At 65.8% G+C, this 20,990-nt stretch carries 17 protein-coding genes and 1 tRNA gene; 14 read left to right on the forward strand and 4 right to left on the reverse strand.

What is annotated here, in order from left to right:
• Nucleotide 1 precedes the first annotated feature (1 nt).
• From rpsI to maiA, 5 genes are all read left to right on the forward strand, one after another.
• On the forward strand, nt 2–394 hold the full coding sequence (gene rpsI, locus J2X52_RS09610) for a 30S ribosomal protein S9 (protein WP_310152162.1): 393 nt from the start codon (nt 2–4) through the stop codon (nt 392–394).
• A gap of 89 nt (nt 395–483) precedes the next feature.
• A tRNA-Gln gene (locus tag J2X52_RS09615) sits at nt 484–558 on the forward strand.
• Between the two features lie 358 nt (nt 559–916).
• On the forward strand, nt 917–1,651 hold the full coding sequence (locus tag J2X52_RS09620; protein WP_310152164.1) for a 2OG-Fe dioxygenase family protein: 735 nt from the start codon (nt 917–919) through the stop codon (nt 1,649–1,651).
• Nucleotides 1,652–1,713: 62 nt separating this feature from the next.
• Nucleotides 1,714–2,706 (forward strand): fumarylacetoacetate hydrolase family protein, encoded by a 993-nt coding sequence (locus J2X52_RS09625; protein WP_310152169.1) that lies wholly within the window; start codon nt 1,714–1,716, stop codon nt 2,704–2,706.
• A gap of 4 nt (nt 2,707–2,710) precedes the next feature.
• Nucleotides 2,711–3,370: a maleylacetoacetate isomerase gene (gene maiA / locus J2X52_RS09630; protein ID WP_310152172.1), complete on the forward strand. Its 660-nt coding sequence runs from the start codon at nt 2,711–2,713 to the stop codon at nt 3,368–3,370.
• 6 nt (nt 3,371–3,376) lie between these two features.
• Here the strand turns inward: maiA and J2X52_RS09635 are convergent, their stop codons facing one another.
• A complete protein-coding gene (locus tag J2X52_RS09635) occupies nt 3,377–4,486 on the reverse strand; it encodes a PilT/PilU family type 4a pilus ATPase (RefSeq protein WP_310152175.1) in 1,110 nt (369 codons plus the stop codon).
• A gap of 91 nt (nt 4,487–4,577) precedes the next feature.
• Between J2X52_RS09635 and J2X52_RS09640 the strand changes: the two genes are divergently transcribed.
• The 9 genes from J2X52_RS09640 (at nt 4,578) to J2X52_RS09680 (ending at nt 16,432) form a co-directional block, all read left to right on the forward strand.
• Nucleotides 4,578–4,958 (forward strand): DUF4398 domain-containing protein, encoded by a 381-nt coding sequence (locus J2X52_RS09640; RefSeq protein WP_310152178.1) that lies wholly within the window; start codon nt 4,578–4,580, stop codon nt 4,956–4,958.
• A 5-nt stretch (nt 4,959–4,963) separates the two neighbouring features.
• Nucleotides 4,964–5,548, forward strand: coding sequence for a hypothetical protein (locus J2X52_RS09645; protein WP_310152180.1), 585 nt, complete (start codon nt 4,964–4,966; stop codon nt 5,546–5,548).
• Between the two features lie 459 nt (nt 5,549–6,007).
• Nucleotides 6,008–6,229, forward strand: a complete 222-nt coding sequence (locus J2X52_RS09650; RefSeq protein WP_310152182.1) for a YdcH family protein — start codon at nt 6,008–6,010, stop codon at nt 6,227–6,229.
• A gap of 110 nt (nt 6,230–6,339) precedes the next feature.
• Nucleotides 6,340–7,716: a pyridoxal-phosphate dependent enzyme gene (locus J2X52_RS09655; protein WP_310152185.1), complete on the forward strand. Its 1,377-nt coding sequence runs from the start codon at nt 6,340–6,342 to the stop codon at nt 7,714–7,716.
• A gap of 82 nt (nt 7,717–7,798) precedes the next feature.
• The gene (locus J2X52_RS09660; protein WP_310152188.1) at nt 7,799–8,974 is read left to right on the forward strand and encodes a cystathionine gamma-synthase; all 1,176 of its coding nucleotides are present in this window, start codon (nt 7,799–7,801) and stop codon (nt 8,972–8,974) included.
• Nucleotides 8,971–9,768 (forward strand): ABC transporter permease, encoded by a 798-nt coding sequence (locus J2X52_RS09665; protein WP_310152191.1) that lies wholly within the window; start codon nt 8,971–8,973, stop codon nt 9,766–9,768. The genes J2X52_RS09660 and J2X52_RS09665 overlap by 4 nt, the downstream gene beginning before the upstream one ends.
• The gene (locus J2X52_RS09670; protein ID WP_310152195.1) at nt 9,758–11,101 is read left to right on the forward strand and encodes an ABC transporter ATP-binding protein; all 1,344 of its coding nucleotides are present in this window, start codon (nt 9,758–9,760) and stop codon (nt 11,099–11,101) included. Before J2X52_RS09665 ends, J2X52_RS09670 begins: the two co-directional genes overlap by 11 nt.
• A 50-nt stretch (nt 11,102–11,151) precedes the next feature.
• Nucleotides 11,152–13,950 carry a methyltransferase gene (locus tag J2X52_RS09675; RefSeq protein WP_310152198.1) on the forward strand — a complete coding sequence of 933 codons (2,799 nt, stop codon included), beginning with the start codon at nt 11,152–11,154 and terminating at the stop codon, nt 13,948–13,950.
• A gap of 184 nt (nt 13,951–14,134) precedes the next feature.
• Nucleotides 14,135–16,432: a glycosyltransferase family 2 protein gene (locus J2X52_RS09680; protein WP_310152201.1), complete on the forward strand. Its 2,298-nt coding sequence runs from the start codon at nt 14,135–14,137 to the stop codon at nt 16,430–16,432.
• A gap of 321 nt (nt 16,433–16,753) precedes the next feature.
• Here J2X52_RS09680 and J2X52_RS09685 read toward each other — a convergent pair whose 3' ends face one another.
• From J2X52_RS09685 to J2X52_RS09695, 3 genes are all read right to left on the reverse strand, one after another.
• The gene (locus tag J2X52_RS09685; protein ID WP_310152203.1) at nt 16,754–17,359 is read right to left on the reverse strand and encodes a hypothetical protein; all 606 of its coding nucleotides are present in this window, start codon (nt 17,357–17,359) and stop codon (nt 16,754–16,756) included.
• Between the two features lie 226 nt (nt 17,360–17,585).
• Nucleotides 17,586–18,659, reverse strand: a complete 1,074-nt coding sequence (locus J2X52_RS09690; RefSeq protein ID WP_310152206.1) for an acyltransferase — start codon at nt 18,657–18,659, stop codon at nt 17,586–17,588.
• Between the two features lie 268 nt (nt 18,660–18,927).
• Nucleotides 18,928–20,871, reverse strand: coding sequence for a hypothetical protein (locus J2X52_RS09695; protein WP_310152208.1), 1,944 nt, complete (start codon nt 20,869–20,871; stop codon nt 18,928–18,930).
• Nucleotides 20,872–20,990: the final 119 nt, after the last annotated feature.

Below are 20,990 nucleotides of genomic sequence, written 5' to 3' on the forward strand. Positions count from 1 at the left end.
CATGGCAATTACCCAGAATTACGGCACCGGCCGTCGCAAGTCCTCCGTCGCCCGCGTGTTCCTGCGCAAGGGCAGCGGCAAGATCACCGTCAACGATCGTCCGCTCGACGAGTTCTTCGGCCGTGAGACCGCGCGCATGATCGTGCGCCAGCCGCTCGAGCTGACCCAGAACACCGAAACGTTCGACATCCTGGTGACCACCAGCGGTGGCGGCACGACCGGCCAGGCCGGTGCGATCCGCCTCGGCATCTCGCGCGCGCTGGTCGAATACGACGAGACGCTGAAGGTCGAGCTGCGCAAGGCGGGCTTCATGACCCGCGACGCACGCGAAGTCGAGCGCAAGAAGGTCGGCCTGCACAAGGCACGCCGCGCCACGCAGTTCTCGAAGCGCTGATCGCGCTGTGCCGGATCCGCGCGAATGCGTGGATCCGGTGTTGCCGAAGCTTGCGGAGCATCGCGGTTTCGGCGTTACAATATGTTCATAGCCCCGTCGCCAAGCGGTAAGGCACCTGACTCTGACTCAGGCATTCGGAGGTTCGAATCCTTCCGGGGCTGCCACATTGAAAACGAAAAAGCCCGCCGAAAGGTGGGTTTTTTTGTGGGCGGCGTCCATGGCCACATGGACAACTCGCCGCTTTTTGCCGTCAGAGCATCGCGCCGTGCGGTGGTCAGGTGCATCCATGATGCAGGCGGCGCCATTGGCTTCAGATGCGACGCCCGTGATCGCGCTCCCTCAGCGCGCATGGCCCGCTTCGACTGCTGCCGCCCAGCGCGTCGTCGCGTTGCATCAGGGCGCCGCAGCTCGCGACACCAAGGTTGGCCGTGTGGGCGCTGCGCGTCCGGTAGGGCGACTGCATTCCACGCGTGCGCACGGCCACACCATGCACGCGCATCGATGCGGCTCTAGAATTCCGCGATGAACGCATTCCCGCCGCCGTATACCGCTCCCGACGCCGTGATCGACGCTCTGCGCACCCACGGCTGCGCGGTGCTCGCGCCGTCGACGCTCGCCGCCCTGTGCGGTGTACGCATCGACGATCTCGAAGCCTGGCGGGCCGGGTGGGACGATCTGCCGCCCGACGCCTATCTCAAGGACGGTGGACGCTATCGTCGGCGCCGTCATGGCTGCTTCGTGCAACGTGAGGATGCGCTCGCGCAGGTCGCGCATCGCGCGCACTGGCAGTCCGAGGACTACAACGCGCTGCACGGCGGCATGCATCGCTGGTTCGAGCCGCTGGCGCCGGAGTTGGTCGTGGATCCGGCCTGGTCCCGACTCCTTGCCGGACTCGGACGCGTGTTCGCGAGCGTGCGCGGCGATGGTGACTGGCATGTCGAGGCGCACCAGTTCCGCATCGACACGACCGATGGCATCGGCAGACCGACCCCCGAGGGCGCGCATCGCGACGGCGTCGACTTCGTCGCAGTGCTGCTGGTCGGGCGCGCCGGCATCAAGGGTGGCGAGACGCGCGTGTTCGAAGCCGACGGCCCCGCGGGCCAACGATTCACGCTGACCGAGCCCTGGGCGGTGCTGCTGTTGGACGACCATCGCGTGATCCACGAATCCACGCCCATCCAGCCGGCCGACGACGCGGGTCACCGCGACACGCTGGTGCTGACTTATCGCGCTGGCGCGTTCCAGGGCGAAGACTGACGCGTCGCCGCGCCCGGGTTCGTTACAATCGCAACAGATAGCCGACGCCAACCGGAGTTGCCATGAAGCTGGGTTCTTTGAAGGAGGGCGGCCGCGACGGCACCCTGATCGTTGTCTCGCGCGACCTGGGCCGCGCGGTGCGCGCGACCGGCATCGCCGCGACGCTGCAGCAGGCGCTCGACGACTGGTCGAACGCCGCGCCGCGTCTCAACGCGCTGTACGAATCGCTCAATGCCGGCGACGCCGACGGCGTGTTCGATCTGGATGTGGCGCGCCTGGCCGCGCCACTGCCCCGGGCCTATGAGTTCGTCGACGGCAGCGCCTATCTGCCGCACGTCGAGCGCGTGCGCCGCGCGCGTGGCGCCGAAGTGCCGGAGAGCTTCTACACCGATCCGCTGATGTACCAGGCGACCAGCGCCGGATTCTACGGCCCGCGCGACACCGTCAAGGTGACCAGCGAAGATCACGGGATCGATCTCGAGGCCGAGATCGTCGTGATCACCGATGACGTGCCGATGGCGGTCACGTCCGAGCAGGCCGCGGGACATATCCAGTTGATCGGTCTGGTCAACGACGTCAGCCTGCGCAACCTGATTCCAGGCGAGCTGGCCAAGGGCTTCGGCTTCCTGCAGGCCAAGCCGCGTTCTGCGCTGAGCCCGGTGTTCGTCACGCCGGACGAGCTGGGCGATGCCTGGCGGGGCAACAAACTGCACCTGCCGCTGCTCACGCACATCAACGGCGAATGGTTCGGCGCGCCGGAAGCGGGTGTCGACATGCAGTTCGACTTCTCGCAGCTGGTCGCGCATGCGGCGAAGACGCGACCGCTGGTCGCCGGCACGATCGTTGGCTCGGGCACGATCGCCAACGAGGATACGTCGAAGGGCGCCTCGTGCTTTGCCGAGAAGCGCACCGTCGAGACGCTGGAGCAGGGCGCACCGAAGACGCCGTTCATGGCGTTCGGCGACACCGTTCGCATCGAGATGCTCGACGCCAATGGCGCGAGCATCTTCGGTGCGATCGAGCAGGTGATCGAACGCCAGGCACTGCCGGAGTAAGCCGATGACGGTCGCGCTGACGCTGCACACCTACTGGCGCTCCAGCGCGGCCTATCGCGTGCGCATCGCCCTGCATCTCAAGGGACTGGCCTTCGACAGCGTGCCGGTGCATCTGGTGCAGGGCGGCGGCGAGCAGCGGTTGCCGTCATTCGCCGTGCGTAATCCGCAGAAGCTGGTGCCGACGCTGCAGCACGGGGATGCGGTGCTGACCCAGTCGCTGGCGATCATCGAATACCTCGATGAGGTGTTTCCGGACGTGCCATTGCTGCCGCGCGACGCGCTGTTGCGTCAGCGTGCCCGCGCCCTCGCGCAGTTGGTGGCGTGCGACATCCATCCGCTCGGCAACCTGCGCGTGCTGCAGTATCTCGAGCATGCGCTGCAGGTGCCGCAGGACGCGCGCACGCGCTGGGTCGCGCGCTGGGTGCAGGATGGACTGGAGGCGTTCGAGGCCCTGCTTGTGCAGTACGGCCAGGGCGAATTTTGCGTCGGCGATGCGCCGACGATCGCCGACTGTGCACTCTTGCCACAGCTCTACAATGCGCGTCGCTTCGGCATCGATCTGGCGCCGTATCCGACGATCCGTCGCATCGAGACGGCCTGCGCCGCGTTACCCGCTTTCGATGCGGCGGCGCCAGAACGGCAGGCAGACGCGCCGCCCGCCTGACGCGCGTCAGTGGTCGGTGGCGAACACGTCAGCGTAGGGGTCGTGACTACCGGAGCCGCCTTCCGACAGACGGAACTTCAGGTCCAGGCCATCGCGCGAATCTGCCGCCCGCAACGCGGTCTCGCGCTCGATCCGGCCCTCCTTGTACAGCCGGAACAGACACTGGTCGAAGGTCTCCATGCCGTCCTCCAGCGAATCCTCCATCGCCTGCTTGATCTCGTGCACCTGACCGCGGCGCAGCAGGTCGCGGATCATCGGCGTGTTGAGCAGGACCTCGGTCGCCGGCATGCGGCGACCGTCATTGCCGGCGACCAGGCGCTGCGAGACCACCGCGCGCAGGTTCAGCGCGAGATTCATCAGCACGTTCTTGTGCGCGGCCTCGGGGAAGAAGTTGAGGATGCGCTCAATCGTCTGGTCGGCGTTGTTGGAGTGCAGCGTCGCCAGGCAGATGTGGCCGGTCTCGGCGAAGGAGATCGCCGCTTCCATGGTCGTCGCGTCCAGAATCTCGCCGATCAGGATGACGTCAGGCGCCTCACGCATCGCGTTCTTGAGCGCGTTGTGGAAGGTCAGCGTGTCGAGCCCGACCTCGCGCTGGTTGACCAGCGACTTCTTGTGCCGGTGCAGGTATTCGATGGGATCCTCGATGGTGAGGATGTGGCCCGAGGTGTTCGCGTTGCGGTGGTCGATCATCGAGGCCAGCGTGGTCGACTTGCCCGAACCCGTGGAGCCGACGATCAGCACCAGGCCGCGCGGCGCCATGATGATGTCCTTGAGCACCTGCGGCAGCTGCAGTTCCTCGATGCTCGGAATATTGCTGCGGATCGCGCGGATGACCATGCCGGTCTCGCCGCGCTGTTTGAACACATTGACGCGAAAGCGCCCGGCGTCCTGCAGCGAGTAGGCCATGTTGAGCTCGAAATCGCGCTCGAACTGCTGGATCTGGCTCTCATCCATCAGCGAATAGGCGATCTTGCGGACCATGCCCGGCGGCAGGCCCGTACTGCCGAGCGGGTAGAGCGTGCCTTCGACCTTGATGTACACCGGCGCGCCGGTGCTCAGGAACATGTCGGACGCATTCTTGTCGGTCATCAGCTTCAGGAAGTAGCCGATATCCATGTACGAACTCCCCAGGTGCGACCGGTCTGCGTTGCGCATCCGGTGGCGGCTGACCACAATGACCCGATCAGGCGTCCGGGCACGATTTTCGATGAACACAAGCTTCGCATACATCCGTCCAATCCTGTACGGGCTCGCCCTTGCAGGCACTTTGGGTCTCGCTGGTTGCGCGACCACGCCGCCGCCCACCGAAGAGCTCGCGGCCGCGCAGTTGTCGATCGCCCGCGCGGGCGATGCAGACGCGGACCAGTACGCACCCGGCGACATCGAGCAGGCCCGCCGCGCGCTGTCGCAGGCCCAGGCCGCGATGGGCACGGGCCGCGCGGACGAGGCCCGTACGCTGGCCTTGTCGGCCAGCGCGCTCGCCGATCTCGCTCATGCCCGTGCGCGGCAGGCGGAGACCGAATCCGAGCTGGCCGCCCGCCGGGCCGAGATCACCAATCTGCGCCAACGCCTGCAGGCGGAGGAATGAGCACGATGCAATCGAAGATGACGTATGGCCTGATCCTGGCCCTGCTGGTCCCGTTCGCGGCCGCTGCCCAGAGCGGGCCCGAGGGTGAGCCGGCGATCCTCCAGCAGCGGCTGCAGGCGATCGATGCGAATCCGGACACGGCCGGCACCGCGGCCTACGAGCGTCTGCAGGCGCGCCAGTCGCTGGCAGCGCTCGCGACTGCCCGCAGCAACCAGCGGGCCGCCGCGCTGCAAATCGCCCAGTGGCGTGTCGAGACGGCCGAGCTCGCCGCGCGCACGGAAGCGACGCGCCGGGAGCTGACCCAGCTCGAGCGCGAGCGCAGCGCATTGATCGTGGAAGCCAGTCGGCAGGACGCCGTGCGCGCCCGTCAGGAAGCCGAGCGCCTGCGCATCCAGGCCCAGATCCAGACCGAGGAGGCCGCGCGTCTGCGTCTGGCTGCCGAGGAAGAGGGCGCCGCGCGCCAACAGGCAGAGACGGTGCTGCAGGGCGTGGCCAGCGGTGAAGCGGCCAAGCTGCGCGCCGCACGCCAGCGCGACGCCGAATTGCGCCGCCGGGAGGCCGAGCTGCTCAAGAGCCTCGAGCAGCCGTGACGGTGGCGGGCCGGCGGTGGTCGGCCTGCCGGGGTTACACGCCAGTTCGCGTGGCAGCGTGCTCGCCTGAGACGGTCTGTTAGTTTTTCGTCAGGCTGAACCCATTTGAAATCAATTGCTTATCCGATTTTGATCGTCCCGGCCGCGCTGCTGCGCGGTTTGCGGCCGTCTGGTTTGTAAGCGTTTCCGTGCCGCATGCCGTGTTCGGAGTGGCGGCGCTTGTAGGCCTCCGGGCCGAGGAGTAGGGTCGGTGATCCGGGTGGCACCGATTCCTTCCGCCATCCGGTCACTGAGCCAGGCCGATGACCGAGATGATCCCGCGACAGGTCCCCGCAGTCCGTCCATACGATGGCGACGGAGAGCTGATCGGATTGTCCGCGCCGCGTCCCTGGATGCAGCCCACGTAGCGCCCCGTCCGTCGCCGGTCGGGGCGTTCGTATTTCCAGTCAGGAGGATTCCATGTTCGAAGCGCAATCGCAGACCGAACTCGAAGAGATCATGAAAGGAAACGTCGAGTTCCGGCAGCTCTACTACCGGCACAAGGAGCTGGACAAGAAAGTGCTGAACGCGGAGCTCGGCGTGCTCGCCGTCGATGAGACCACGCTGTCGCAGATGAAGCGCGAGAAGCTCGCGGCCAAGGATCGCCTGACCCAGATGTACGACCAGATGCAGAAACACTAGGTTCCGGCTGTCGCGGGCGGTGGCGGCTATCCTCGTCGGTCGCCATCGCCCGCGGATGTTGTCCGCGGATGCGATAATCATCGCCTGTCTCGTTGCAACCCGGACCCGCAATGCCGATCGCCGACTCCGTTCTCGACCTGATCGCCGACACGCCCATCGTGCGTGCGCGCCGCCTCGACGCGGGCCCCTGCGAACTCTATTTCAAGCTCGAGAGCCAGAATCCGGGTGGCTCCATCAAGGACCGTATCGGTCTGCGCATGATCGAAGCCGCCGAAGCGCGTGGTGACATCGCGCCCGGCGCGACTCTGGTGGAAGGTACCGCCGGCAATACCGGTATCGGCCTGGCGCTGGTGGCCCAGCAGAAAGGCTACAAGCTCATCCTCGTTGTGCCCGACAAGATGAGCCGGGAGAAGATCTTCAACCTCAAGGCGATGGGCGCCGAGGTCGTGCTGACCCGCTCCGACGTCGCCAAGGGCCATCCCGAGTACTACCAGGACCTCGCCGAGCGCATCGCGCGCGAGACCCCGGGCGCGTACTTCATCAACCAGTTCGGCAATCCCGACAACCCGGCCGCGCACGAGCATGGCACCGGGCCGGAGATCCTGCGGCAGATGAGTGAGGTGGGCGGCTTGGACGCGATCGTGTTCGGCTGCGGCAGTTCCGGCACGATGACCGGCCTGTCCCGCTGCTTCGCCAAGGACGCGGCGGATGTCGAACTCGTGCTGGCCGATCCGGTTGGCTCGATCCTCGCCGAATACATCAACGACGGCGTGCTCAACGACAAGTCGGGCAGTTGGATGGTCGAGGGCATCGGCGAGGATTTCCTGCCGGACATCTCCGATTTCTCGCGGGTCAAGCAGGCGTATGCGATCAGCGACCAGGAAAGCTTCCTCGCCGCGCGCGAGCTGCTGCGCACCGAGGGCATTCTCGGCGGCTCGTCGACCGGCACGCTGCTCGCCGCCGCCCTCAAGTACTGCCGCGCGCAGACCACGCCGAAGAAAGTGCTGGTATTCGTCTGCGACACCGGCAACAAATATCTGAGCAAGCTCTACAACGATTACTGGATGCTCGACAACGGCTTCCTGGAGCGCGAGCAGTACGGCGACCTGCGCGACCTGATCCTGCGCCCGTACTCGCGTCGCGACACGGTGGTGCTGCAGCCCACCGACCTGCTGGTCACGGCCTACCAGCGCATGAAGCTCTACGAGATCTCGCAGCTGCCGGTGATGGACGGTGACCGCATCGTCGGCATCCTGGACGAAAGCGACGTGCTGCTGCATGTCTACGGTGACGAAGCACGCTTTCGTGAACCTGTGTCGTCGGCAATGGTCAGCAAGCTCGACTTCCTGGACGTCAAATCGCCCGTGGAAGCGCTGCTCCCGGTGTTTGATCGCGGGCAGGTTGCGATCGTCACGGAAGGTGAGCAGTTCCTCGGCCTGATCACGCGGATCGATCTGCTGAACTACCTGCGCCGCCGGGTGCAGTGACGCCCACGAGTTGATCGCCGCGGTTCTGAACCAGTGGTTCAGGACTGCTGGCTAGAATCTCCCGTCCTTTCAGGAAGCTGTCATGTCCGAATCCAGTTCCCGGCAGCGCGATTACGCGCTGGCCACCTTGGCCATCCACGCCGGCCAGTCGCCCGACCCCTCGACGGGCGCGGTGATGCCGCCGATCTACGCGACCTCCACCTACGCACAGTCCAGCCCGGGCGAACACCAGGGCTTCGAGTATTCGCGCACCCACAACCCGACGCGCTTCGCCTACGAACGTTGCGTCGCGGGCCTGGAAGGCGGCACCCGCGGTTTTGCGTTCGCATCCGGCATGGCGGCCACGGCGACCCTGCTCGAGCTACTTGACAGCGGCGACCATGTCATCGCGATGGACGACCTCTACGGCGGCAGCTATCGCCTGTTCGAGCGCGTGCGCACACGCAGCGCTGGCCTGTCCTTCAGTTATGTCGACATGACTGATCCGGCGACATTCGAGGCCGCGATCACCGACAAGACCAAGCTGGTCTGGATCGAAACGCCGACCAATCCGATGTTGAAGATCGTCGACATCCGCGCGATCGCGGACATCGCGCACAAGCGCGGCCTGATCGTCGTGGTCGACAACACCTTCGCCTCGCCGATCCTGCAGCGCCCGATCGAACACGGCGCCGACATCGTCATGCATTCGGCCACCAAGTACCTCAACGGCCACTCCGACATGGTCGGCGGCATGCTGGTGGTCGGCGACAACGCCGAACTCGCCGAGCAGCTCGCGTTCCTGCAGAACTCATGCGGTGCGGTGCAGGGCCCCTTCGACAGCTTCCTCGCGCTGCGCGGTCTCAAGACCCTGCACCTGCGCATGAAAGCGCACTGCGAGAACGCGCAGGCCCTGGCGGAGTTTCTCGACGCGCATCCCGCGGTTGAGCAGGTGATCTATCCCGGTCTCGCCTCGCACCCGCAGCACGCCCTTGCGAAGCGGCAGATGGATGGCTTCGGCGGCATCATCTCGGTCCGCATCAAGGGCGGTTTCGAAGCCGCGAAGCGGTTCTGCGAACGCACCGAACTGTTCACCCTCGCCGAGTCACTTGGTGGCGTGGAGAGCCTGGTCAATCATCCCGCGGTGATGACGCATGCGTCGGTGCCGGTGGAGAACCGTGCGCGACTGGGGATCTCAGATGAGCTGGTGCGGTTGAGTGTGGGTGTGGAAGGTCTGGAAGACCTGCGCGCAGATATCGACCGCGCGCTCGCCGCATGACCGGGTTGACGTCCATTTTCGGCAAGCACCGGAACCTGCTGTGGGAGCTGGTTCGCCGCGATGTGCTGGGTCGGTATCGGGGCGCCAGTTTCGGGATCTTCTGGTCCCTGCTCAGCCCGTTCCTGATGCTGGTGGTCTACACCCTTGCATTTGGGTATGTCCTCAAGGCGCGATGGCCCGGAGCGTCGGACAACCTCGGCGATTTCGCCATGCTGCTGTTCATCGGTCTGATCGTCCACGGGTTTTTTGCCGAGTGCCTGACCCGTTCGCCCAGCCTGATCGTATCGAGTCCAAACCTCGTCAAGAGGATCGTATTCCCGCTCGAACTGATGCCGGTGGTGGTGACGATCTCGGCGTTGTTCCATGCCTGCATGAACATTGTGGTGTTCTTGCTGGTCAATTTTCTGTTGCGCCACGAGTTGCCGATGGGCGCGCTTCTCTTGCCTGTCGTGTTCCTGCCGCTGGCGATCGGCGTGCTCGGCATGGGTTGGCTGCTGTCATCGCTCGGCGTCTATCTGCGTGACATCAGTCAGGTCGCGGGCGTTGTAGCCACGGCCATGTTGTTCCTGTCTTCGGCCATCGTGCCGGTGGAGACGCTTCCGGAGCACTTCCAGATTATTTTCAAGCTCAATCCGTTGACCTTCATCATCGACCAGGCGCGCGAACTGTTGTTCTGGGGACGCATGCCGGACTGGCTCGGATTGGCGATGTATGCGCTTGGCGCGACGCTCTTCGCAGCTTTCGGCTATGCGGTGTTCCAGAAAACGCGCACGGGGTTTGCCGATGTCCTCTGAAATTCAGCACCTGGAAACAGCCCACGGCGAGTTCGTGGTGGACGCACAGGGGCTTGGCAAGTGCTACCGCGTATACGCCAAGCCGGTGCATCGCCTGCTGCAGGGACTCGTCGGTGTCGAGAGTAAGCGTTATTTCAAGGAATTCTGGGCGTTGCGGGGCGTGGACCTGCAGGTCCGCCATGGCGAGACTGTAGGCGTTGTCGGTCGCAACGGCTCGGGCAAGTCGACTTTGCTGCAGTTGCTTGCCGGCACGCTGGCCCCTACCGAAGGGCAAGTCAAGGTTCATGGTCGCGTCGCAGCGCTGCTGGAACTGGGCAGTGGATTCAATCCCGAGTTCACTGGTCGGGAGAATGTTTACTTGAACGCTGCGGTCCTCGGATTGGATCGCCGGGAAATCGAAGCCAAGCTGGATGCAATCCTGGCGTTCGCGGATATCGGTGAGTTCATCGACCAGCCCGTTCGTAACTATTCCAGCGGCATGGTGGTGCGGCTGGCGTTCGCCGTGCAGGCGCAGGTCGATCCCCAGTTGCTGATCGTGGACGAAGCCCTGGCCGTGGGCGATGCCCGGTTCCAGGCCAAATGCTTCGCGCGGCTCAGACAGCTCAAGGATGCCGGCACGGCCATCCTGCTGGTCAGCCATTCGGCAGACCAGATCGTGCAGCACTGTGATCGCGCGCATCTCCTCGACGGCGGGCGCCAGCTGCTGCAGGGCCGGCCCAAGGACGTGGTCAATCACTACTACGACGTTCTATTCGGCGTGGAAAAGGACGAAGTGGAGCACGAGGTCGACCTCGCGCCGCCTCTGCCTGCCGAGGACACCTGCCCCGCGGCATTCGTGGGCGATGACGCCGGCTTCGAGGCGCGGCCGAATTACAATCCGAGCGAATTCCGCTGGGGAGACCGTGCCGCACGGATCGTCGATTTCGAATTGAGTTCGTTGGGCCGCTTGTACCCGTCGATGGTGGAGTCGGGGGCGAATGCGACCCTCGCCTTGCGTATCGCATTCGACCGGGAAGTGGTCAGGCCGATCCTCGGGGTCACCGTCAAGACCGCCGAGGGCGTGGTCGTCTACGGAAGCAACACCGAATACAAACCATTGCCGGGCTGGACTGACAGTGGGACACGTGGATCGGTTGTCGACATTCGCATTCGGCTCGATTTCCGCCTTGCCGACGGCGACTACTTCATCTCCGTCGGCGTTGCGAGCCGCAACGAGCACAGCGTGGTGCCGCACGACCGCCGCTACGACAGCATCCATGTGAAGGTCGGCAACGCGGACTTCTTCGGGATGGCCGACCTGGGGCTCGAAATGGTCGACGTCTCCAGCCCCTAATGCCTGTGGCCGCCCCAGTGGCGCGGCGACGGAACGACAACGGGAATCGCATGACCGACATGCAAAAAATACTGGCAGCGGCCGGCTACACGCGGTTCGAGGATCACGTCTGGGGCCGGGGCGACTTTGCCGGCATTGCGTACAGCGATGGCGACTCGTCCGAGGACGGGCTGTTGTCCACGCTGCGCGAGGCTCGGGACGTCAGCGTGTTCTCGCCGGAACTGCGTGCCGCATGCACCGACTGGCCGAGCTTCTACCACCTCTCCAACGAGCGGTCCAACCTGCTCCGCCCGTTTTCCGGAAGTTTCGCCGCCAAGACCCGTGTGCTCGAGATCGGAGCAGGATGCGGCGCGGTGACCCGGTTCCTGGGCGAGACGGGCGCGCAGGTGCTGGCGCTGGAAGGGTCGAGGCGGCGGGCGGCGATTGCCCGGGAGCGTGCCCGCGGACTGGACAATGTCCAGGTCCTCGCCGAACGGTTCCAGGATTTCGCACCGGAAACCAAGTTCGACGTGATCACGCTGATCGGCGTGCTGGAGTACGCCAATGTGTTCTCCCAGGCGCCGAAGCCGGCGCTGGACATGCTGCGCAGCGTACGTGCCATGCTCGCGCCTGGCGGCAGCATGTTTCTCGCCATCGAGAACAAATTCGGCCTCAAATATCTGGCTGGCGCGCCTGAAGACCATTTGGGCACGCCCATGGTGGGTGTGGAGGGACGCTATCGCAGCGACGGCGTCCGCACTTGGGGACGTGGGGAGCTCGACGCGTTGCTGTCGGAGGCCGGATTCGCGCGACGCGACTTCCACGTGCCGATGCCCGATTACAAGACGCCGGTGAGCATCATCGGTCCGAGCGGCCTCCGGGCCGATCCGCAGGAGTTCGATGCGGGAACGCTGGCCGCTCAGGCGGTTCGCCGGGACCGTCAGCTGGGTGCAACCACGTTCAACCTGCAGCGCGCCTGGACCGGGATCGGCGACAACCGGCTGCTGCTCGATCTCGGCAACTCCTTTCTCGTGCGCGCGGGCGACGGGAAGGATGTGTCTTGGAACGATGCCACGCTCGCTTGGCACTACAGCACACAGAGGGCGGGGATGTTCGCCCGCGAAAGCCGTTTCGTCCGGGAGGACAACGGATGTCTGAGCGTGCATTCCCGAGCGTTGTCGGACCAGCAGGCGGACGACGGCGATGTCCGAATGCGCGTGTCGGAAGTCGATGCCTACCATCGCGGCCCGCTGCTGGTGGAGGAGTTCCGCGCCGTGCTGACCAGGCCGGGATGGGCCCTCGACGAACTGGCGGACGTGACCGCACGCTATCTGCGGCACCTGCGCGACATCCTCGCGGAAGACGGTGTCGAAATCACGACCGACGATCCGTCGCAGGTCCTTCCCGACCGCTACATCGATGCCACGCCGTTCAACCTGGTGTCCACCCTGGAAGGGCGGATGGTCTATTTCGATCGCGAGTGGGAGGTGCCATCACCGACTCTCGGGTGGCTCACCCTGCGCAGCCTGTTGTTCACGTACGCCGGAACGGCTGTCGCTCCGATGCAGTCGACTGAGGGTGTTCAGCAGGTCGGTGACTTCGTACGCCAGGTGCTGTCCCGCGTGTTCCCGGGGCATGGGCAGGAGTGGGTAGAGGCACAGCTTCGTCTGGAAGAAGGTTTCCAGTCCGCGGTGACAGGGGTGGATCAGCACGAGCGCTTGCGTGAGGTGCTCGAGATCGGGTTGCCGACGGATCTCGACAGCAGCGGTCCGGTCGGAAGCAGTACCGGTAGCGGCATCCTGCTCCAGCAGCTCGACCTGGTGTCGCAGAGCCTGCACACGAGCGTGGCGCACGTCGGCGATCGCGTCGGCAGCGTGCTGGAACAGCAGGACGCAATGTCGCAGAGCCTGCATGCGGTGACACAGGGCATCCATGCCGGTGTGCACACCTTGCGCAGCGAGGTGGCCGTGACCGGGCAACGGGTGGACGGATTGCTGGAGCAGCTGGATACCGTCTCGCAAAGCCTGCACGCCGGTGTAGCGCACATCGGTGATCGTGTCGGCAGCGTACTGGAACAGCAGGACGCGCTGTCGCAAAGCCTGCACGCGGGCGTGGCGCACGTCGGCGATCGCCTCGGCAGCGTGCTGGAACAGCAGGACGCGCTGTCGCAGAGCCTGCACGCGGGCGTGGCGCACGTCGGTGATCGTGTCGGCAGCGTGCTGGAACAGCAGGATGCAATCTCGCAGAGCCTGCATGCGGTGGCCGAGGGCATCCATGCCGGTGTGCACACCTTGCGCAGCGCCGTGACGGTGACCGGGCAGCGGGTGGACGGATTACTCGAGCAGTTGGATACCGTCTCGCAGAGTCTGCACGCAGGCGTGGGGCACGTTGGCGATCGCGTCGGCAGCGTGCTGGAACAGCAGGATGCAATCTCGCAGAGCCTGCATGCGGTGGCCGAGGGCATCCATGCCGGTGTGCACACCTTGCGCAGCGCCGTGACGGTGACCGGGCAGCGGGTGGACGGATTGCTCGAGCAGCTGGATACCGTTTCGCAGAGCCTGCACGCGGTGACACAGGACCTGGCCTCTGGCATCCAGGCTGTCCAAGGCGACGTTGTGCTGGCCAACGAACGTGCTGATGGGCTGCTGAAACAGCTGGATGCGGTGTCGCAAAGCCTGCATGCCGCAACCGGAAGACTTGGCGGTTCCGTGGATGCGATCGGCAGCGCCATGCGGGACCTGTCCGCGCAGCAGTTGGCAACCCGCGACAGGCTGGAGACGGTCGGCGCGGATCTGGAACACCTGAAGCGTCGGTCGGTTGGAGGCATCCTCCGCAGGATGTCGGGATGGTTCCGGCGCGTTCGCGAATGAGCGTCGTGGAGCGCTGTCGCCGCGTCCGTGCAGCTGGCTCCGGCGTGCGCGCCCTGCATGAGGCCCGCGTCCACCACGCAGCCTCCCCGGATGCCAGCGCGTCCGGATGCTGGCAATCCATATTCACACCCAAGCCGCGACAGCAGGCGCGGATTACCCATTGCAACAGATCGGAAACTGGACGATGACGCACACTGATGGAACGATCGAGCTCGAACTGGCCCCGATCCAGCAACTGACAGCAGCCGGCAACGCGGCCAACGGCCTGGCGCCGTGGCGCGCGACTGGCGCCGACCCGGCATTCCTGTGCCGCATCGACCGTATTGCGGGCGGCTGGTACCAGTTGGACCTGCGCATCGACGTGGTGTCCGGCCGGCTGTCCACGCCGTGCCTGTATGTCGATTACGGGCAAGGCTTCAGCGAGGCCAACAAGATCGAATTCGCGATTGACGTCGGTGCGGGCGGAGCCTTCGACGGCGACATGGTCGTCATGTTCCCGGCACCCGTCGTGGCACTGCGGTTCGATCCTACCGTCATGAAGGCCGAATTGAGGCTGGCCAATCCGCGCCTGCGCGCCCTGGGGCGCGTCGAGGCGGCAACGCGGCTGTTCCTGGACGGGCTCCGTAGCACGACCAGGCTTGAGGCGCGGATGGCGTTCATTCTCGAACTCATGCGGCGTGGGCTGTCCAATGGCGCGCGGGACGTCGGCGATTTCCTGTATGCCGCCTCGCGCGTGCACCGCCACCGGAGCATGGATCCGCTGGACTACGGCCGGTGGCTCGACACTTACGGCAGCCTGCCGGGTGCGCCCGAGACCGCCGCCGGGGACCACACGCAGGGCTCGCCGCTGGTCAGCATCGTCGTGCCTACCTACAACCCGCCCGCGCGCTGGCTCCGTCGATGCATCGAAAGCGTGCGTGAGCAGACCTATCCCCATTGGGAACTGTGCATCGCCGACGACGCGTCCCCCCAGCCGCATGTCGCGCAGATCCTCGCCGAATATGCGCAGATGGACCCGCGCGTGCGCTACGTCGTGCGTGAGTCCAACGGCCACATCTCGCAGGCATCCAACACCGCGCTGGACATGGCCACCGGACAGTACATCGCGCTGCTCGATCATGACGACGAACTCCATCCCCGCGCCCTGCAGGAAATGGTCGCGGGGTTCATGGCGAATCCTCGTTGGCGTATGGCCTACAGCGATGAGGACAAGATGGACGACAAGGGCGTGCGCTTCGATCCGTACTTCAAGCCGGATTGGAACCACGACCTGCTGCTGTCACACAACTGCGTCAGTCACTTCGGCGTCTACGAGCGGGCACTCGTCGAATCCGTCGGCAGGTTCCGCACCGGGTACGAGGGCAGCCAGGACTGGGATCTTGCCTTGCGCTGCGTCGAACAGCTGGACGCCGATCAGATCGGCCACGTGCCGCACGTGCTCTATCACTGGCGGGCGATTCCCGGCTCGACGGCGTTGGCTCCGGGCGAGAAGAATTACGCCCATTTCGCGGCGATGAAGACCATCCAGTCGCATCTGGACCGGGTCGGGCGTGCGGCCGAGGTCGTCGAGATTCCCGGGCACCCCGGCAATTACCGGGTCAGGAACGCACTGCCCGCAGACGCGCCGCTCGTGTCGGTGGTCATCGCCACCCGCGACCGCCTGGAACTGCTGTCGATGGCCGTGCGCGGCATCCTGCAGGACACCGACTACCCCGAACTGGAAGTGGTCATCGTCGACAACGGATCGGTCGAGCCAAAGACGCTGGCGTATCTGGCGCGCGTGTCGCAGGACGCGCGCGTGCGCGTCGTGCGCCACGACCAGCCGTTCAACTACTCGGCCCTCAACAACCTCGGCGTCGCCAACGCTCGCGGCGAGGTGATCTGCCTGCTCAACAACGACATCGAAGTCAGCGCGCCCGGCTGGCTGAAGGAAATGGTGTCCCAGGCGCTGCGCCCGGACATCGGCGCGGTGGGCGCGATGCTCTATTTCCCGGACGGCACCATCCAGCATGCCGGCATCGTGCTGGGGTTCAATGGCGTGGCGGTCAGCGCCTACGGCGGCCGGCCCAAAGGCTGGTTCGGGCATATGTTCCGGGCCCGGCTGCTGCAGAACTATTCGGCGGTCACCGCGGCATGTCTCGTCGTGCGCCGGTCGGTCTACGAGCAGGTGGGCGGGCTGGACGAGTCGCTCGCGGTGGCCTACAACGATGTCGACTTCTGCCTGCGCATCCGCGCGCTGGGCTACCGCAACCTCTGGACGCCCTACGCCGAGCTGGTGCACCACGAGTCCGCATCGCGCGGTGGTGACGATGCGCCGGAAAAGCGAGAGCGGTTCCTGCGCGAAGTCGACATCATGAACCAGCGCTGGTCCGACCTGCTCGCGCAGGATCCCGCTTACAGCCCGAACCTGGCGAGCGGCGGGGATACCTTCGATTACGCGTTTCCGCCGCGCCACCGGCTTGCGCCGCAAGAAAGCGCCTGACGGCAGGAAGCCCCGGCCTGCGTCATCCCGCGGTCACCCGCGGCCACGGCAGTGGCCGACGGGTTACGGATTCCGGCTTGACGCCCGGGAGAGGCTGGGGCCATCGCGTACGCGTTCTGCGTGCTGCTACGGCGTCGCGCTCGATGCGTTCGCCGGGCGCCCCGGGGGCGCCCAGAATGATCAAACGGAGCCCGGGGACCCAGGCCTGAATGAAAGACGCGCCGGGTCAACGCGCTCGGTGCACGGACACGCTTCCTCAAAGATGAAACGTCCCCCGCTGCACGCAGGCACGCAGCCAGTCATGCAGCAGGGCGCGTCCGCTTACAGATACTGGAACAGAAAGCTGGTGTTCTCGAGCGATACCGCGGTGCCGGTGCCATCGTCCGATTCGGCCGAGGTCTCCACTGCCGCAGGAACGTCGTAGGCCCAGACGGCCACGGCCTTGGAGGCGTCACGCGTCGAAATGGAGATCGAGAGCGCCTGATCACCCATCACCTGGAAGGGCGAGTCGAGTTGGGTCATGGCGAACGTATTGTCGGCCACGGTGGAGAGCGCCGTCTCGCCGGTGGCGCAACGCGCGGCCTGGCACAGTTCAAGCACGAGATGGCCGTCGGACTCGCCTCCGTAGGTTCCGACTATCACGCCGATCTGTGAGATCTCGGACGCGGGCGGGGAGAGAAACCGCTGTGTCAGCGTCGTCGCCCCATCGATATTGACGGGCTCGCGGGCGCCCCCATCAATCTCCGGCAGTTTTCGGCCTGGCATCGCGGCCGGGGGCGGGCTCTGGTCGGCCGGGATCGCGTCCGCGCCATCGGCAATGGGAGCCGCGCCGGAGGTCCCCGGATCGTCCGATCCACAGGCCGTCACCATCAGGAGCGATGCGATCGCAAGCGTGGCAATGCCTGCGGTTCTAGAGGGGGTCATCATTCTGGTATCCCGAAGGTCGGTAGACGCACATGAGTGCAAACGCAAAAAGGCGATGCGCATCTTATCTCAGGCAACGAGGCGCGCGCGTGGGCCGTGGGCGTAAAGCGCAGCCAGCCGCGATCCGCCCCGATTCGGGCAACGCATTGCACCGGGGCCCCGGGCTGGCGGATGGTGGATCGCTCCTGATGCCCTGCGTTCGTCCGGGCTGGCAGCACGCACCGACTGTTCAAGCTGTCCTGCGGCGGTAGCGGATGCCGCGTTGTGGCCGTTCCAGCAGCCACCACGACACTGCGGCTACCGCCAACGCAGCGCCCAGCACAAGCAGGGGGGCCAGCAGGGGCAGGCGCGCCGTGAGTGGCCCCAGCGCGTACAGCACCGGCATATGCCAGAGGTAGAGACTGAAACTCACCAGACCGATCCAGCGCAATGGACGCCAGGCGAACAGCCGCGTCCAACCCCTGTGGCCGTGCAGCAGTGCCAGCAGGAGCGCCGACCAGAGCACGCCGAAGAAGAGGTACCAGGTACGCGTGATGGTCGCTTCGAATGGAATGCCCCGCAGCCCACACCAGATCGCCGGGATCGAAACGCACCAGGCCAGCAGCGCCAGCACGCCGACCATCGTCCAGAAGCCGCGCCGCGCCGGGTGTGCGGACAGCCAGGCATCCACGCGCGCGGTGAAGGCGCCGCACAGGAACACCGCCAGGTAGGGCCACAGGCTGACGGTGTTCTCGATTGATTCGGCCGGCGGCCAGGCGACCGTGACCGCCGTCACCGCCGTCACGAACGCCAAGCCCTGTGCCCATGCCGGCCAGCGATGGCGCGCCATCGCCGCCACCGCCACGACCACCAGCGGCAGCAGGACATAGAATTTGAACTCCACCGGCACGCTCCACAGCACGCTGTGGCCCTCGCGCAGCGCGAGGTGCCGCCACAGCGACGCGGTGTCGATCGGATAGAGCAGCGTCTGGCCGCTGCTGTGGGTCCACCAGCTCAGACCCAGCACCACCAGATACAACGGCCAGATCCGCAGCACCCGGCGCAGTGCGTAATCGAACCAGGTATCGGCGCGCCGCAGCGCACCCGGCGGCTGGCGCAGCAGGTTGCGCACCAGCAGATACGCGCTGAGCACGAAGAATAGGTAGACGCCGCTCTTGCCGACGCCGTGAAAGGCGGGGCGCGGAATCAGCCCCAGCCCCGAGAAGTGCGAGGCCAGCACGATCAGCACCGCCAGTCCGCGCAGGCCGTCGAGCACGTCCAGCTGGCCGGACCGTCCCGGCGACGTCTGTACGCCTGCCACCATGGTGTCGCTCTCCCCGATGAATCAGGCCGGATTGCGCAGACGTGCACGAGGCTGTCGCCGGCAGTCCTTTTCCGCCCGGGCGGGCGCTGCGTGATGTCCAGCCTGGACGTCATCCCGCAAGATACGTGTCGCGGCATTTTCCGCCATATCTGCGCGTCGCCGCCAGCTGTGCGAGCCCCATGTCGTGTCACGGCCTGCATGACCAGGCGATGGGCAAAGAAAAGGCCCGCCGAAGCGGGCCTTTTTTGAAGCATGGAGTGCCAGTGGATCAGTTGCTGCCGGGACGCACCATCACGTGGTTGGTGACCAGACCGGTGTTCGGATTGACTACTTGGTACAGGCCCTGAATCTGGTTATTCGGGCCCGACACCGTGACGATCACCGTACCGCGGCGTGCCGCAGCCGCGAGCGAGGCGGCGTCGAGGCGGATGACCTTGGTGCCGCCAGCGGGGATGCTGCCGGTCTTCAGGTCATCGGCCAAGTCGAACGTTTCGATGGCGGTGCTGCCGTCCGCGTTCGCGCTCATCACGCGGATCGCATATGTGCGGGCGACGGTACCCGTGTTGGTCAGCGCAAGCCGGGCGATCCAGCCGGCCGGCACCTGGACCAGCGGAGCCTGCAGCTCGGTGCCGTTGCGCATGATCTGGCCTGCCCCCAGTGGACCGATGTCCGGCACCGCATAGACCGTCGGCTGCGCGGATGTCGCGTCCAGCGTGGTGGCGTAGTTCGACGCGGGAATCGCGACGGTCACGCGCGGGGCCAGACACAGCATGCGGTCGGTCGCCGTTGCGCCCACCGGGAACGTGGCCTGGGTCGCCGACAGGGTCGCCGCCGGAATGCCGACCGTTGTGCAGTTGACGTTGCTGGTGCTTAGGTAGACGCGGTTCAGGGCATCACTGGTGTAGCTGCCATTGGCGTTGGCCGCCGAGGTGAAGTCGCCAGCTGCCACGATGCGAGTACCCGATGCGCCCGTCGCATGCAGATTGGTCAGGGCGATCGGCGTGCCTGCAGCAGTCAGTGGAGCCGGTGACCCCAAGCTGTAGGTCAGCCGCGACAATGCCGCCACACCGAGTGTCGTCGGCGTCGAAGCGACGAAGCGCGTGTAGGCCGGATCGGCTTCCACGTTCGCGGTCGAAATCCGGCCGGTCGAGGTGAACGCGGTGCTGGAGGCGAAGCGGAGGTAGGCACCGCTGACCGTGGCCACGCGACCCGCACTGCCACCGGCCTGCGCCTGCGACGGGAAGTCGTACAGCGAGTAGGTGCAGTCTACCGGGTCGGTGCCCGCGATAGAGCGGTTACCGCTGGCATTGAGGTAGCCGGTGCCGGAAGCGCCGGCAGCGCCTGCGGTCACCGAGAACGTGATCGCACTCGTGCCGATGCCGTTGACCGCGCCGACACTGGCCGAGCCGCCGAACAACACCGCGGTCCCGGGCTGGAACACCATGCCGCTGCCGCATTCGAGGCGGGCGTGACGCACTTCGCTGGCGGAAAGATTGTAGGTCAGCGGCACACGCAGGTTCTGCGGGCCGAGGTTGGTCAGGATCAACGGATTGGTCGAGGTGGCAATGAGCTCCCGGGCATATGTGAGCGGCGCCGCAGGATTTGCGCCCAGGACGACGCCCGGAGGAACCGTGATGGAAACGTTCGAGATGCCCGAGGTCAACGGTGTCCAGGCGCCGGCTACGTTTCTCTGGAACGCTGTGGAAATGGCGGCATTGCCCGGTACTGCGGGACTCTGCACGCCGTTGATCACCACCCGGAAGGCCGTGTAGGGGGTGCCGCTGCTGCCGGTGGTGCCGATAATGTCGCCGCTCAGGCCGGTGATCGTGAGGGTGCGTGCCACGGGGTCAATCGTCGCGTTAGATGCTGGCGCGAGCTCCCCGGCGGTGTTGAACGTGTTGCTTATCGCGATCTGGTCCGCGGGGCCGACGGCGAGGCGCGATGCCGAGGCGTCGAACTGCGCGCCGCTCAGATCGAACCCGGCCGCAAACGTGACGATGATCCGAGCCTCCGCTCCGTCGAAGGGCGCCACGGAATTGTCAGGGAAATGGTTGCCGAACTCGATGGTGTAGCTGCCCGAGACGCCGGCCTCGGTGGTCGTCGGCGAGCGGTTGAAATCGTGGAACGCGCCCGGCGCGGCGGTCGCAGGCACGGCGATAGTGGCTGCCATCAGCACAGCGGCGCAAAACAGGTTGCGGATTGGCTTCTTCATGGGTTCCCCTTGGTGTAGGACATCGATATCGGCAGACGTCGCCGGTTCTTGAGTCATGCAATTTCAATGCCGTGCCATCCGGCCGGACCCGCCCGATGATGTCGTGCGCTGAGGTCCTC

Origin of the sequence: Luteimonas sp. 3794 (assembly GCF_031456825.1) — a bacterium.
Taxonomy (GTDB): Bacteria; Pseudomonadota; Gammaproteobacteria; order Xanthomonadales; family Xanthomonadaceae; genus Luteimonas.